The organism is Acinetobacter variabilis (genome assembly GCF_000369625.1).
Taxonomy (GTDB): Bacteria; Pseudomonadota; Gammaproteobacteria; order Pseudomonadales; family Moraxellaceae; genus Acinetobacter; species Acinetobacter variabilis.
The window spans coordinates 57,051-71,062 of sequence record NZ_KB850116.1 but is presented as its reverse complement, the minus strand read 5'-3'; the positions used below and the strand labels follow the sequence as shown (position 1 = coordinate 71,062).

Here is a 14,012-nt window from a genome sequence, read left to right as displayed (position 1 = left end):
TCGCTTTCGCTTAATTTTTTATCAAATTGCATTGGTTAAATTCATTACGATCTGAACAATTTGGTAAAAGTTGATCTTTTATTGAACTCTTTGTCAGCTTAAAAAATCTAGCAAAAAATTTAGCATCCAGCTCTTTCTGAGCTTTTCTCTCAAAGCACAAGTGTTGCTGTGATTTTTCGATAAAATCATCAAGATTATGTATCAACTGTAAGATTGCAACATAATTAGAATGTACACGTAAGCATGGCTCCGTTTGCATTAATAGCAATATTTTTTGCCAAATTTTCACATAGATTATTTTGAACTTTGCTTGTACTACTACTTTCTGGCTCTGTTTAATCTTTTTGATTTTCAGTAGTTCTGAGTTAATTTTTACTATCTTAAATTGAACATTTTGTCGCTCAAAGCAAAAGGGCATGATAAATTGCCCCATAAATATCTCTATATTTTTTACTAAATAGTCAAATTTTAACATTTTTATCGATATAAAAAATGAGCATATCTTTGTATATTAAAATTCATTTAATTTATCAACTAAATTTTCTCAAAATTACAATTATCAACAAATACATATGGTTTACTTATCATGGGTGGTCTAAATTTTAAAAATTCTTCCACTTTTTTTTAGTTTTCTGTTATTACATGAAACAATACCGTTGTATTACATTTTGAAATGCTGTGTATGCAGCATTGATCAAAAAGATTCTCTGCTATACTTACTTCACGTGTAGCATCAATGGAGTTTCGAAATGCTCAGAACCACTGAACAGAAAAAAAAATATATTCAAGCGACACGTGCGCAAAACTATCAAGCCAGCCTAAAGCTTGAAGGCATTACAACGACAGCTCAAACAACTCAACAAAGTAAAGCTGAAATCTTGCAAAAATATAAGAAGTATTCGCAACCCGAAACTTAGTCAGGTGCATGTATGGATAAATATGGGGAAATGGGTGACAGCCTGTATTGTTACCCTGGCACAAATATCCTAAAGAACAAACTCAATATTCATGATGAACAAATTTTAGAATAAGCTGAACTAGAACTGTCTGGATTGGCAAGTAACTTAATTGAATATGCTGAACCACCTTACGACTTACAATACTTAAAATCAATTCATGCGCAGCTCTTTGGCGACTTATACGACTGGGCAGGAAAGTTAAGACAAATCGATATTTCCAAAGGTGACACCCGTTTTTGTAATTTTTCCCGTATTGAAATTGAAACCAATAAACTACTCAAACCGCTTCAAGAAAAAAAATACTTTCAAGGCTTAGCACCACAACAACTGATTCCTCAACTTGCCGACTTGTATTGTGAGCTTAATGTCATACACCCATTCCGTGAAGGTAATGGACGTACACAACGGATTTTCTTTGAGCATCTGATTGCTCATTGTGGTTATGGTATTGATTGGTCTCGCATTGACTCTCAACAACAATGGATTCAAGCCAATATTGAAGGTTTTTATGGTAATTTAAATCCATTAATTAAGATTTTTGAAATATGCTTTATTCAAAATACCTAAAATTTAAGTAGTCGAAGCCCACAATCCTTAATGAGCCATCATCTTTGCTTCAATCCACTGATTAATTTCCCAAATAAACCAACAATCACGATTCTTAGAAATCTTAATACTCTTCGGGTAATTTAGGATCGTAATATTCAGATTACTTATCCAGAATTGAATAGATCGTTAACTTAGATAGACTTTTAAGCAATGTAACTTGCCGCATGTTTATCAACATATGTCTCAAAAAAGTCTGCCCATACATAGATTTATGGCGTTTAGTGCTTAAATTTCAGATTAATCTTCGTCTGATGACCTGAATGGATGTTACAGATTACATGCAGGTGAATTACTCTGTGGCTGTATCATGGCTTTTGTGCAATCCAATCCATTTGATCCGAATGTTCTCTTTTGCAATAAAGCAGCCTCTTCTGCTTTTCCTGAACCAACGAACTATGTCATTGATTTGATTCAACCGACAACAGTGATGCTGAATCAAATCTCCAAAGAAGGGATTAAATGCAAGAAATGTGGTAAGAAAAAGATAGGGGATGGAAGTTATTATCCGTCTAATTGGAACCAGCCCATGAGTCGAGATCAGTTGAGTAAGAATCATTTTAAATGAATAAGAGAAGGATGGCTTACCTCACTTCTCCGAATAACAATGCTATGCTTTTCAACCAAGGTTATAAATTGGCAACTACATTTCATTCTTCTTCATGCTGGTCCTATAGCCTGTAGACAATTACTACATCATTTGCATTCAATGCTCAATACAGCCTGTCAGCAGAACCGCAGCGATACTTTTTTTCGTGCATACATGTAGTGTTTAAATCCATTCATTTTTCAATGATCCTCTGCCGTTTATCACATTTATGGTCGATCTTTAACCTTGTGAAAAATGCACATACCGATCCCTTCAAACTGTCAAATTTATGTATGCATGACATTTAAAGAAAATTATCTGATCAATTTTTTTAGGTAAAATTCATCAAGAAAAAAGTTATTATTATTCCTAACATCACCAATAACCACATAAAAACAATAATTTAATAAATTATTCTTCCAATTTTTTTATATTTAGTGTTATTACCTCTAAATCCATGTTTACCACCTTCTATTACATAAGTAATTTAGAAGTATACACGATATAAATTGCTTGCCCTCACACCTCTCCCCTCTCACGCCCAAAAAATTTATACTGAAAGGCAGATTAAGCCCGTTCGAGTTACATATAGCCGCATGCTATATTGAAAGCATTAAGAAAATATCCTCAATATTTATAGGATTTTTAAAGTATGAACTAATTTTCGAAGAACCCTTTCTAAGTAATGTGACCTATTAGGAAAAATGAAAATACTGAAATCTCCGTATCAACAATCAGTCAAAGTACATCCTGATGATTTTCTGTAACCGATACCCAAGGACTATACCTACCCTTCTGATGTGCTGTGCAACAAAGCCCTCCTTAGCCACACTATAGCTATAGATTAATTCCATTATTTTGTGATTTAATTAAATTATTCATTCTTAAGACCCAATTTAATGGATTTATATTTCACTAAACCAGAAGAAGTTGTGACTCTTTTAGGTGAGCGTTTACGTAAGCAACGACTCTTTCTGGAGATGTCTCAAGCTGAGGTAGCAGCACGCGCTGGTGTCGGCGTGAATACAGTTTCGAATCTTGAAGCGGGACGAAATGTATCTGTTGAAAATTTAGTCCGTATTGCAATGGTCTTGGGTCGATTAAACGAACTTCAGGAACTATTTAAACCTCAGCTTAACAGTGTGAATGACATTCTTCGCTATGAGAGTCAAAGTAAGCGCCACCGTATTAAGAGGAAGGGATAATGCTCAATAGACTTAATGTTTATTACAACGGTTGGGGCGAATCATGGTTATGGGGAACGCTGATTAGTTCAACAGCCACGACAGGTAGACCCACCATTGCTTTTGAATATAGTCCAGAAGCAATACAGCAAGGTGTTGAGCTCTCTTCTTACTTGCTGCCTTTAAAAGGTCTACCATTCAGACAAGGTTTTCCTACTCATCAAATGGGACTCCCAGGTCCAGTCTATGACGCTTTACCAGATGGTTGGGGCATGATGTTGATGGATCGATATTTCAAAAAAATTGGCTTAAATTCAGCACGAATTGGACCTTTGGAGCGTCTGACCTATATTAGTAGTCACGCAATGGGTGCCCTCTCCTTTGAACCTTGTGTTGCTGACATGCAAACCTCAGAAAATATCCCTTTACAACAACTGGCCCAGGAAGTTCAAGAAGTACTCAAAGGTGAAGGTGGTGAATTTCTACAGCATTTATTGGTCATGGGTGGCTCCCCTCAAGGTGCCAGACCAAAAGCGTTGGTTTACCGAGATCCTGTCAATTTAGAGTTTTCGACTCAAGATTCTGATCAACATGAAGCCTGGCTGATTAAGTTTCCTGCTCAGCAAGAGCATCCTGAAGTCTGCGCCATTGAAGCCGTCTATGCAGAATGTTTGCGACTTTGTGCAATTGAGACTCCAGATACCCATTTCTTTAATTTGCCCAATGGTTTAACGGCTTTTGCTTCTAAACGATTCGATCGTCAAAATGGTATGCGGATTCCAATGCAGAGTTTGGCTGTATATACAGGAGCAGACTATAAAGTTCCAGGTAGCCTAGACTATCGCAATTTTCTCCGGGCAACCTTGATGTGTACGCAAGATGTACGAGAAAGATTGCATGCTTTTAAACGTGCTGTGTTTAATGTGCTTTTCAATAATCGGGATGACCATACTAAGAACTTTTCATTTCTCATGGAGAAAAATGGTCAATGGAAATTGGCTCCAGCCTATGATGTGACCTTCTGCGAGGGTCCAGGTGGTTATCATCAAATGGACATTATGGGAGAAGCGCTCAATATTTCCCGAAATGACATACATAAACTCGGTACTTCAGAAGCTAATCTGACTACTCTAGAAGTCGATGAGATCATCTTGACCATGCGTGAAATTGCACTTCAATTTAGTCAAATTGCGCAGCGCCTGTATCCCCATCAAATTCGAGAATCTACCCTACAGATGATTCAATCACGGATTCAACAGAATATTGATTTTTTAACTGAAACCTAAGCGTAAATATAAACTAAGCGCCAACCATCAACTGCAAATAGACTTTGATATAGTTAGTCGCTACATAATCTGTAGAACCTGTGAATTAGCTCTCTTTATAATCACGAATATTAGATGGATCACCGCTAAGATATATTCTGCAAACGTGAAATCACTACATCCAGATCGAAAATCACTAAGAAAAAACTGTCACCAAAAAAAGGTCTGCACTATGGATAGATGCAGACCAAACTCTGGATAACTACCAGCACGAGAAATATGTCGCAATTTTGCATAGACATGAATTTGATAAAATCAGCCCAGAAAGCCAGAAATTCATAAAAACTATTTCATCAATCCCCTATAACTTAATCACGTTCATGGTCGATCTTAAATCTTGTGAAAAGTACTCATGCTGACCTAGCCAAACTGTAAAACTCATGTATTCATAGCCTTTAAATGAATCTTTCAATCGGTATATTTAAGGTAAAAACTAGTAATCAGAAGTTATTATCACCCCCATATAAAACAAGGATCAACTTAAAAACAATAACTTAGTAAATTATTCTTCCATTTTTTTTATATTTAGTGTTATTAGGTCAGGTGGCCTAACTTAAATAAAAAACTCTCCGACAAACCCGGTACGGTTCAAATGCTTTCTTGCCTTACAGTGGAATTGATAAAATAAAATTCAAGAATTGAACTATATAAACTGGAATTTTTAAAGCGATCTTATTTAACTTCTATAAAAATGCCAATAGCGTCTAAAGGATATAGCACTACTGGCATCATATACTAAGGCTGTTATAGATTTTTAGCCTTCACAGTGATGACTATATAATTTTCTCCTTCTGCTTTTAATTCAAAGTCAACTTTGTCTCCTACGGTTAAACCATTTAATAAGGATGGGTCAGCAACTTTAAAGCCCATCTTCATTGCTGGCCAATTAATCGCAGGAATTGCTTCATGGTCGAGTGTTAAAATATTTTCTTTCGTATCAATAGCAGTAATCACCCCAACGGCTTGAGCCGTTGTAGCGGTAGAAGACTCCTTATTCATCTGCTCCATAGGTGCGTCTGCTTTCTTCTGCTCTGATGCTTCATTTTTACTACATGCGCTTAATGCAGCAATAGTGGTAACAAGAGCAATAATTTTCATGAATTTCAACATAATAAAACCTCTTTAGACGAAATAATAAAACGATCAATGTGTTGATAGTTTTCTTTTGATTAAAAGCTGATATACAGCCGGGATAACAAACATTGACAGTAGAGGAGCTGAAATCATGCCCCCAACCATAGGTAAAGCAATACGGCTCATCAATTCAGAACCTGTCCCAGTCCCTAAAAGTATAGGAATTAAGCCTGCCAAAATGACGGCAACCGTCATGGCTTTAGGACGAACGCGTAGTACAGCTCCTGTTCGGATTGCATCATTGAGTTGTTGCTCCGTTAAGGATGTTGTTGAAGAAGATAGGTTTTGCTGTGCATGTTCAACTGCTTGCTTCAAATAGAACAACATGACTACACCAAACTCAGCAGCAACACCTGCAAGTGCGATAAAACCAACTGCAATCGCAACTGAAAAGTGAAAACCGCTCAAATACATGGCCCATATACCACCAATCAAAGCAAAAGGTAGCGTTGCCATAATCAGAACTGCATCTTGTACTTGTCTAAAAATCAAATAGAGCAGTAGAAAAATAATCATCAATGTAATTGGAATGATGACTTTTAAACGCGCATTAGCACGTTCCATAAACTCAAATTGCCCTGTATAGCTAATGCTCATGGCAGAGGAGCGTTTTACTTTTTGATCAATAGACTGCTTCAAATCTTGCACAACCGAAGCTAAGTCACGTCCCTGTACGTCTACATAAACCCAACCGCTTGGGCGAGCATTCTCACTTTTTAGCATTGGAGGGCCATCTGTAATTTGAATATTGGCAACACTACTTAATACAATTTGTTGTCCAGATTCAGTTACAATCGGTAAATTTCTCAAAGCTTCCAATGAGTCTCGAATCTCTCGTGGATAACGTACATTAATAGGATATCTTGCTAATCCCTCAACAGTTTCACCAATATTTTCCCCGCCAATCGCAGATGATACAATTTGCTGCACATCGTTGATATTGAGGCCATATCGTGCAGCCTGCATACGGTTAATATCGACATCAACATATCGACCACCTGTGAGTCGTTCAGCCAAAGCCGAGCTAACTCCGGGCACCTGTTTAGCCACTTGTTCAATTTGCTGTGCTACCCGATCAATATCTTGCAGATCATTTGCTGAAATCTTAATCCCGATTGGACTTTTCACCCCAGTTGCCAACATATCAATCCGGTTACGAATAGGTGGCACCCAAATATTCGTTAAACCCGGTACTTGAACTGCTTTATCCAGTTCTTTTACTAATTTGTCAGGTGTCATACCTGAGCGCCATTCAGACCGTGGTTTGAACTGAATCGTGGTTTCAAACATTTCTAAAGGCGCAGGGTCTGTTGCTGACTCAGCTCTCCCTGCTTTACCAAATACTGTCGCAACTTCTGGAACCGTTTTAATCATTCGATCTGTTTGCTGTAACAGTTCTGAGGCCTTAGCTGCGGACAATCCTGGTAAAGCTGAAGGCATATACAGTAAATCACCTTCATCCATATTCGGTAGAAATTCTCCACCTAATCGAGTTAAAGGTAAAAGACTAATAAGGAAAATTAGCAACGCACCAAATAAAGTGGTCTTTGGATGAGCTAAAACCTGATCCAACATAGGTCGGTATATTTTGATGAGGAAACGGTTCAATGGATTACGCTGTTCTGAGGGTAATTTCCCGCGGATCCAATAACCCATCAAAACAGGAATCAGGGTAATGGATAAACCAGCTGCCGCTGCCATGGCATAGGTTTTGGTAAACGCCAGAGGCGAGAACAAACGTCCTTCTTGCGCCTGTAAAGTAAAAACAGGAATAAAAGATAAGGTAATGATAAGTAAGCAGAAAAATAAAGCAGGACCAACTTCACTGGCGGAACGGGCAATAATATTCCAGCGTGCTTGAGTTTCTAATACTTGATTGGGATGTTCATGCTGCCAAGTCTCTATATGCTTATGTGCATTTTCAACCATCACAACCGCTGCATCAACCATAGCGCCAATAGCAATGGCAATCCCCCCCAATGACATGATATTGGCATTTAGGCCCTGATAGTACATGACTAAGAAAGCCGACAAAATCCCAAGTGGTAAAGAAACAATAGCTACCATTGCTGATCGTAAATGCCAGAGGAAAAGTCCACAGACTAAAGCCACGACAATAAATTCTTCAATTAATTTATGACTGAGATTCTCGACTGCCCGATCAATCAGTTTACTGCGATCATATACAGGAACAACTTGCACTCCTTTAGGTAAACTTTGTTGCAATTCAGCCAGTTTTGCTTTCACAGCAGTAATCGTTTCACGTGCATTCTTACCGGCCCGTAAAATCACAACACCGCCAACAGTTTCACCTTGTCCATTCAGCTCAGTGATACCACGACGCATTTCCGGTCCGAGTTGAATTGTTGCAACATCACCTAAAGAAACAGGAACACCCAAACTATTTGTTCGTAGTGGAATCTGGCGAAAATCATCTAAAGTTTTTAAATAACCAGAAGCTCGTACCATATATTCAGTTTCAGCCATTTCAAGGACTGAACCACCAGTTTCCTGATTAGCCTTTTGAATCGCTTCAATGACATTGTTTTGTGTAACACCTAAAGCCGCCATTTTGCTTGGGTCTAAGACAACCTGATATTGCTTCACCATTCCCCCAATCGTGGCAACTTCAGCCACATTGGGTAATGTCTTTAGTTCATACTTTAAAAACCAGTCTTGTATGCTTCTCAGTTGTGAAAGGTCATGTTGTCCTGTTGGATCAACTAACGCATATTCATAAACCCAGCCAACGCCTGTGGCATCTGGCCCTAATGAAGATTTCGCATTTGCAGGAATTCTTCCCTGAATCTGATTTAGATATTCCAATACACGCGAACGGGCCCAATAAAGATCGGTATGTTCATCAAAAATGACATATACAAATGAATCACCAAAAAAAGAATAACCGCGAACAGTTTTAACACCGGGCACCGATAACATGGTTGTTGTTAAAGGATAGGTCACCTGATTTTCAACAATTTGTGGTGCCTGACCGGGAAAATTAGTTCGGACAATCACTTGTACATCAGACAAATCTGGCAAAGCATCAACCGGTGTATTCTTTACAGCCCAAGTTCCCCAAGCTGCCAAAACTAAAGCTGCCAACAAAACAAATATGCGATTCGCAATTGAAAAACGAATAATACGAGCGATCATAATAGTTCTCCCGTTAGTTCTTCAAAGATGCCATAGACATCTTGGAAATGTCAGAAATAACGTAAGCATCTCCAACTTTTGTAAAACTAAAGTTGACCTGGTCACCTTGCTGAATTCGGGTAAATGGTTGTACGGGCTGTTTAAAGCTCATGGTCATAGCACCCCAGCCCAACTCAGGAATAGCTTGGTGTGAAATGGTAATATCTTGATTTGTGACTTTTTCAACTTTACCAAGACCTTGATATGTTGACCTCTTAATCGTTTGAGATGATGCAATTGGTTGCCCAGTGTTGAGCTTATCCAATACGCCTTGCAAATTTGCTTCAGAATCAATCAGAAATTGTCCTGAAATCACTACTCTCTGACCAGCTTTCAACCCTTGCAGGACTGCAATTTTATTGCCATCACTTTGCCCTAACTGTACAACAACTGGTTCAAAACGTCCTTGCTCACGCCCTACAATGACAACATTCCGAGTACCTGTCCGTATAACAGCTTGCTCTGGTACAACCAAACTGCTTTGGGGATTATTTATTATATTGACAGAAGCAAACATCCCTGGCTTAAGTTGACCACTAGGATTTGGTAATTCAATCCGAACTTTAATAGTTCTTGATGTTGTATCTAAGGTAGGCAAAATGTCGATAACTTTGCCAGTTACTTTTTGAGAAAAAGCAGCAAAATTGGCTTCTACACTCATACCTCGTTTGATTCCAGCAATTTGTTTTTCAGGAACGGCTGCCTCTAGCCAAATCGGGTTGATACCTTTAATTGTGGCCAAGGTTTGTCCCATAGCCAAAGCCATACCATTGCGGACTTCTAGTGAATCAATAAATCCACTAATGGGAGCTTGCAAAGTTATATTAGATTGCACTCGACGAGTTCGCTCAACTTGATGAATCACATTTTGTGGTATTCCTAAAAGCTGCAAACGTTGACGGCTTGCTTGAATAAGGGAACGATCTCCAGTACGGAGCACAGCTAAAAATTCAGTTTGCTCTCCAGTCCATTCGGGTATTGAAATATCAGCTATAGGGCTTCCTTCGGTCACCATATCTCCAACAGCATGCCCATACACTCGCTGAACAAAGCCACTTGCTCTAGTTTGTAAAATAGCTGTTTGCCGTTCATTTGCTTGTAATATGCCATTAGTAAACATGGCATTTCCAATTACAGCCTGTTCAACAGTGCCGTAACGGATGGCTAAATTTTGTTGAAGAGATGGATCTATTTTGACTGTAGGACGACTTTCATCCGTCATCGCAGTATTTTCGTCTGCATATTTAGGTACCAGTTGCATGTCCATAAATGGAGACTTGCCTGGCTTATCAAAATGATGTTCTGGTTTCATTGGATCGTACCAATAAAGCACTTTAGCATCCTGCTTCTGGCTTACCAATGCCGATTGAGAACCCTCTTCCTGATGAGCAAACCAATATCCGGCACCGCCACCTACGACAAGACTAATTGTGGCAACTCCCATGACAGTCATTGCCAATTTATTTCTTAACATTATGGCTGCTCCTCAGCATGGTTTAAGGTCGGCTCTTCAAAGGCAAAATAAAGTTGTGCTGTTGTAATTGCTTGTTGTTGTTGAAGATCAATAAGACGCAGCTGTTGTTCTAAAAGAGCTTGCCGGGCGGTAATGACATTGGACAAATTGCTTTTGCCTGCTTGGTAACTTGCTAACTGTAAACCCACTTTTTGTTTGGCGAGTGGAATACTTGTCTGTATCGTACGCTTAATTTGTTGACCAAGCGCATCAAGATCAGATAACCCATCATCCAGCATGGTGAGATGTTCACGGTATTGAACTTCTTGATCGGCAATGATCCGGTTTTGTTCGGCTAAAGCTGCCTGAACGAGCGGCCCACTACGTCTTTTTGAAAATACTGGAAGCTCTGTTGTGAGTTGAACCCCGATCATATCGCCAAATTCGCGTGCTCGATGCTGATAAGCAAGCTCAATCCCCCAATCTGGTTTCTGTAAAGCCTGAGCTTGCTTCAGTTTTGCTTCAGCAGTTTTCTTTTCTGCCTGAAATGCTTTTAATTCAGGATGTTGATGCAAATGATGATATAACTTTGATGAATCAAGATGGATGGATGGAGCTTGGTCAGGTAAGGTTTCAATTTGAGTAAGGTTTTCGGTAGGCTCTGCACTGATCAAGCGATGCAACTCTAGCTTGGCTTTATTTAAATCACGAAGCAAATCATCCTTCTGGTCAAGCAATACCGTGGCTTCTTGTTTTGGATCAAGTGCATCAGCAACCATTGTCCGACCAGAGGTGACCTGTGTTTGGGTCATCTGAGAAAGTAATCGATTCTCTGAAAACAGTTCATCGTATAGCGCCAATTTACGCTCAAGATAAAAACGTTTAAACCAAGCAGATGCAACTTTTTGACGTAACTCAATACGTAGAATCTCAGTTTGAGCAGTGACTGAACCCAATTCAGCTTTTGCTAACTCGACCTCGGCTTGTCTTTTGGCGCGGTTTGGAAAATCTTGCATAACGCCAATTTTCTGCATGGTCATGCCATCTTGTGTGACTGACCATGACGCATCACCAGATATAGGATAATTCTCCAAACCGACAAATAATTTAGGGTTGGGTAAAATACCTGAAGCTAAAACTACATTCTCAGCCCCTTCAATTTGGGCACTATTTACTCTTAAAGTTGGAGCATATTGCTCAGCAAGCTTCAAAGCTGTATCCAAAGTCAGTGGCTGGGCATAGACTTGACCATAGACTAGAGAAAAACAGATCACACCTATCGGCCATCTCACCCTGCGAGATAGCTTTTCTTTATAAAATTTCATATTTTTAGCTCTAAAATGATATACACGCGCACGCGCAGAACATCCATAAAAAATGCTATGAATGACGAAGAATTATCAAATTAGTTAGAGCGTGGGGGCTTCCATAAACCTGAAGGGTATGGAGCAGGAAGATTTTGATCTGGAAAATAAAAGACTGATCGCTCTACGGGTGAGAATACCGTTGAGTGCAAAATGCTTTGAGGATCACTGGCGTACGCAATTTTGGCAAAAGACATAATGCAATCTTGCTCAGACATACAGGAAGGATCATGTAGCGTTTTTTTGACCTTTGCTTCAACTTTCATACAGTCGGTATGCATCATATCCTGGTTTTGAGATGCTTCCATTTGCATGGATTTCATCTGTTCAGATGGCATTAAACACCGCTTATGTACAGACGAAGCAGCAGCAGCCGATCCTACTAAAAGGATAGCAAACGATAAAAACAGCGATAGGCATGTTTTTAACCACTGCATAGAGATAAGACCAAAATTTAAGCTTTTTTAGTTTTACAGATTCGAAAGGAAATGACAACAATTTCATGAATAGTAGCCGAAGCTACCATTCATGATTCCAAGTCATATTATTTTAAAAAACTAATTCGATACCTGCACCATATTTCCATCCCTTTTCAGACTCTGTTGCCTCTTGCATAGAAGTGGCTTTCTGTCCTTTTTCATATTGGTAAGCAACATCAATGAAAGGTTTAATTCGCTTAGTAATCTCATATCGGGTTTTGATACCAGTTTTAAGTTCTGATAAACCTGATTTTGCAGCATAGTTAGAATCATCGCTAAATATTACATCTGCTTCGATATAAGGTTGAGTAATAAGTTTCTGAGTTAAAAGCAAATCACGTTCTAATTCAAAACTTGCTCCCCAAAAATTATTCTCACCGCCATAAAGATATGCTTGTGTTTCAAAGAAATAAGGAGCTAGACCTAATATACCAATAACCCCATCCACTCGATCGCTGCTGCTGTTATTTTTATCTTCACTATATCTTACCCCAGCTTGTACATCCCAAAATGGGGCTACGTTACGGCTATAAAGTGCTGATACAGCATATTTTGGATCATTACTTTCTGACTTTTCCGAATTGGCTTCAATAAATAGACGATTTTCATCTGTTCCAATTAAAGTTTCAAACTTTGTTCCTAGGTTGCCCTTACCGTCTTCATCAACCATCCATTCATTTTCAAATTTTGTCGTTTGATAAATTTGTCCACCATGTTCTTTAAGATGATTGTCATGAGGTGAGTTAGAGTTCTCAAGCGCAATCTGGACACTCTTATCCCCCATATTCGCATTTTCCATTGAATAATATTCTGGATAACGCTCTTGAAGGGAATACTTTAATCCTCCAGATTCCTGTAAAAGAATTTTCATATTTTTTGTAATATTACTGTCTTGTACAGGAGTTTCATTTTTAGCGAACGTTAGATTTGATAATCCAAATAGCGCAATCATCAAAGTTGTTTTTGAAAACAAATTATTAGTGATGTGCATGTGGATTTACTCCCTTCTCATTTACTTGGGACTGAGGAACAGTCTTTGTAGAATTACCATCTTCCACTTGAGCTACAATGAGTTTATTCATCATTCCTGCACTCATATGGTAAAGCAGGTGACAATGAATAGCCCACTCACCTAACTCATCAGCTGTGAGTAGAGTGGTTATCGTTTTCCCAGGTGGAACAATTACCGTATGTTTGTTTGGCATATTGCTTGGATCCTGACCATTCTCAAGCTGCATAAACATGCCATGTAAGTGCATTGGGTGAGCCATCATACTGTCATTGACAAATTTTAAGCGAATACGTTCACCATACTTCACCACTAGTGGGTCGGCTTCATTAAATTTTTTACCATTTATTGTCCAAATATAACGCTCCATGTTTCCACCAAGACGGATCTCTATTTCACGTTCAGCTGCACGAGTGTCTTTTTGAGGATCTAACGATTGCAAATCACTATATTGCAATGCTTTATTACCTTCAGGTGTTGAAGCATTTGCCCATCCAAATACGGTATTATCATTCTTGTCTGAAGCCGCCTTAACAGTAGCGCTATTCATCGGCATATCATGATCCATACCTTTCATAGAAGACATATCATGATCCATACCTTTCATAGAAGACATATCGTGATTCATATCTTTCATTGAAGACATATCATGATCCATACCTTTCATAGAAGACATATCGTGATTCATGCCTTTCATAGAAGACATATCATGATC

At 38.7% G+C, this 14,012-nt stretch carries 12 protein-coding genes and 1 pseudogene; 5 read left to right on the top strand and 8 right to left on the bottom strand.

Annotated elements, in window-relative coordinates:
* Positions 1-10: 10 nt before the first annotated feature.
* Entirely contained in the window at positions 11-475 is a 465-nt protein-coding gene (locus F897_RS15815; protein WP_000911011.1) for a hypothetical protein, read from the bottom strand.
* A gap of 274 nt (positions 476-749) precedes the next feature.
* Here F897_RS15815 and F897_RS17250 point away from each other — a divergent pair, with 274 nt between their 5' ends.
* From F897_RS17250 to F897_RS15795, 5 genes and pseudogenes are all read left to right on the top strand, one after another.
* Positions 750-917, top strand: coding sequence for a YhfG family protein (locus tag F897_RS17250; protein WP_002125865.1), 168 nt, complete (start codon positions 750-752; stop codon positions 915-917).
* A gap of 12 nt (positions 918-929) precedes the next feature.
* Positions 930-1,526, top strand: a pseudogene (locus F897_RS15810) (putative adenosine monophosphate-protein transferase Fic).
* 349 nt (positions 1,527-1,875) lie between these two features.
* A complete protein-coding gene (locus tag F897_RS15805) occupies positions 1,876-2,133 on the top strand; it encodes a hypothetical protein (protein WP_004726728.1) in 258 nt (85 codons plus the stop codon).
* Positions 2,134-3,053: 920 nt separating this feature from the next.
* The gene (locus F897_RS15800; protein WP_000366814.1) at positions 3,054-3,359 is read left to right on the top strand and encodes a helix-turn-helix domain-containing protein; all 306 of its coding nucleotides are present in this window, start codon (positions 3,054-3,056) and stop codon (positions 3,357-3,359) included.
* Entirely contained in the window at positions 3,359-4,624 is a 1,266-nt protein-coding gene (locus F897_RS15795; RefSeq protein WP_005237543.1) for a type II toxin-antitoxin system HipA family toxin, read from the top strand. The genes F897_RS15800 and F897_RS15795 overlap by 1 nt, the downstream gene beginning before the upstream one ends.
* A gap of 783 nt (positions 4,625-5,407) precedes the next feature.
* Here the strand turns inward: F897_RS15795 and F897_RS15790 are convergent.
* The 7 genes from F897_RS15790 to F897_RS17990 all read right to left on the bottom strand — a co-directional run.
* Complete coding sequence (locus F897_RS15790) at positions 5,408-5,773, bottom strand: copper-binding protein (protein WP_004726733.1); 366 nt, start codon at positions 5,771-5,773, stop codon at positions 5,408-5,410.
* A 33-nt stretch (positions 5,774-5,806) separates the two neighbouring features.
* Positions 5,807-8,953 (bottom strand): efflux RND transporter permease subunit, encoded by a 3,147-nt coding sequence (locus tag F897_RS15785; RefSeq protein ID WP_005237521.1) that lies wholly within the window; start codon positions 8,951-8,953, stop codon positions 5,807-5,809.
* A gap of 13 nt (positions 8,954-8,966) precedes the next feature.
* The gene (locus F897_RS15780) at positions 8,967-10,466 is read right to left on the bottom strand and encodes an efflux RND transporter periplasmic adaptor subunit (RefSeq protein WP_000945694.1); all 1,500 of its coding nucleotides are present in this window, start codon (positions 10,464-10,466) and stop codon (positions 8,967-8,969) included.
* On the bottom strand, positions 10,466-11,770 hold the full coding sequence (locus tag F897_RS15775; protein WP_005237512.1) for a TolC family protein: 1,305 nt from the start codon (positions 11,768-11,770) through the stop codon (positions 10,466-10,468). Before F897_RS15775 ends, F897_RS15780 begins: the two co-directional genes overlap by 1 nt.
* Before the next feature lie 80 nt (positions 11,771-11,850).
* Positions 11,851-12,246 carry a hypothetical protein gene (locus F897_RS15770; protein WP_002071399.1) on the bottom strand — a complete coding sequence of 132 codons (396 nt, stop codon included), beginning with the start codon at positions 12,244-12,246 and terminating at the stop codon, positions 11,851-11,853.
* Positions 12,247-12,358: 112 nt separating this feature from the next.
* A complete protein-coding gene (locus F897_RS15765; protein ID WP_005237511.1) occupies positions 12,359-13,279 on the bottom strand; it encodes a copper resistance protein B in 921 nt (306 codons plus the stop codon).
* The coding region (locus F897_RS17990; protein WP_005237510.1) for a multicopper oxidase domain-containing protein at positions 13,266-14,012 on the bottom strand (747 nt) is incomplete at its 5' end. The genes F897_RS17990 and F897_RS15765, both read right to left, overlap by 14 nt.

What these genes read in the sequence shown, in the direction of transcription:
- F897_RS15790 (WP_004726733.1), bottom strand. Translation starts at nt 5,773, where the DNA reads ATGTTGAAATTCATGAAAATTATTGCTCTTGTTACCACTATTGCTGCA.
- F897_RS15785 (WP_005237521.1), bottom strand. Translation starts at nt 8,953, where the DNA reads ATGATCGCTCGTATTATTCGTTTTTCAATTGCGAATCGCATATTTGTT.
- F897_RS15795 (WP_005237543.1), top strand. Translation starts at nt 3,359, where the DNA reads ATGCTCAATAGACTTAATGTTTATTACAACGGTTGGGGCGAATCATGG.
- F897_RS15775 (WP_005237512.1), bottom strand. Translation starts at nt 11,770, where the DNA reads ATGAAATTTTATAAAGAAAAGCTATCTCGCAGGGTGAGATGGCCGATA.
- F897_RS15815 (WP_000911011.1), bottom strand. Translation starts at nt 475, where the DNA reads ATGTTAAAATTTGACTATTTAGTAAAAAATATAGAGATATTTATGGGG.
- F897_RS15800 (WP_000366814.1), top strand. Translation starts at nt 3,054, where the DNA reads ATGGATTTATATTTCACTAAACCAGAAGAAGTTGTGACTCTTTTAGGT.
- F897_RS17250 (WP_002125865.1), top strand. Translation starts at nt 750, where the DNA reads ATGCTCAGAACCACTGAACAGAAAAAAAAATATATTCAAGCGACACGT.
- F897_RS15805 (WP_004726728.1), top strand. Translation starts at nt 1,876, where the DNA reads ATGGCTTTTGTGCAATCCAATCCATTTGATCCGAATGTTCTCTTTTGC.
- F897_RS15770 (WP_002071399.1), bottom strand. Translation starts at nt 12,246, where the DNA reads ATGCAGTGGTTAAAAACATGCCTATCGCTGTTTTTATCGTTTGCTATC.
- F897_RS15765 (WP_005237511.1), bottom strand. Translation starts at nt 13,279, where the DNA reads ATGCACATCACTAATAATTTGTTTTCAAAAACAACTTTGATGATTGCG.
- F897_RS15780 (WP_000945694.1), bottom strand. Translation starts at nt 10,466, where the DNA reads ATGTTAAGAAATAAATTGGCAATGACTGTCATGGGAGTTGCCACAATT.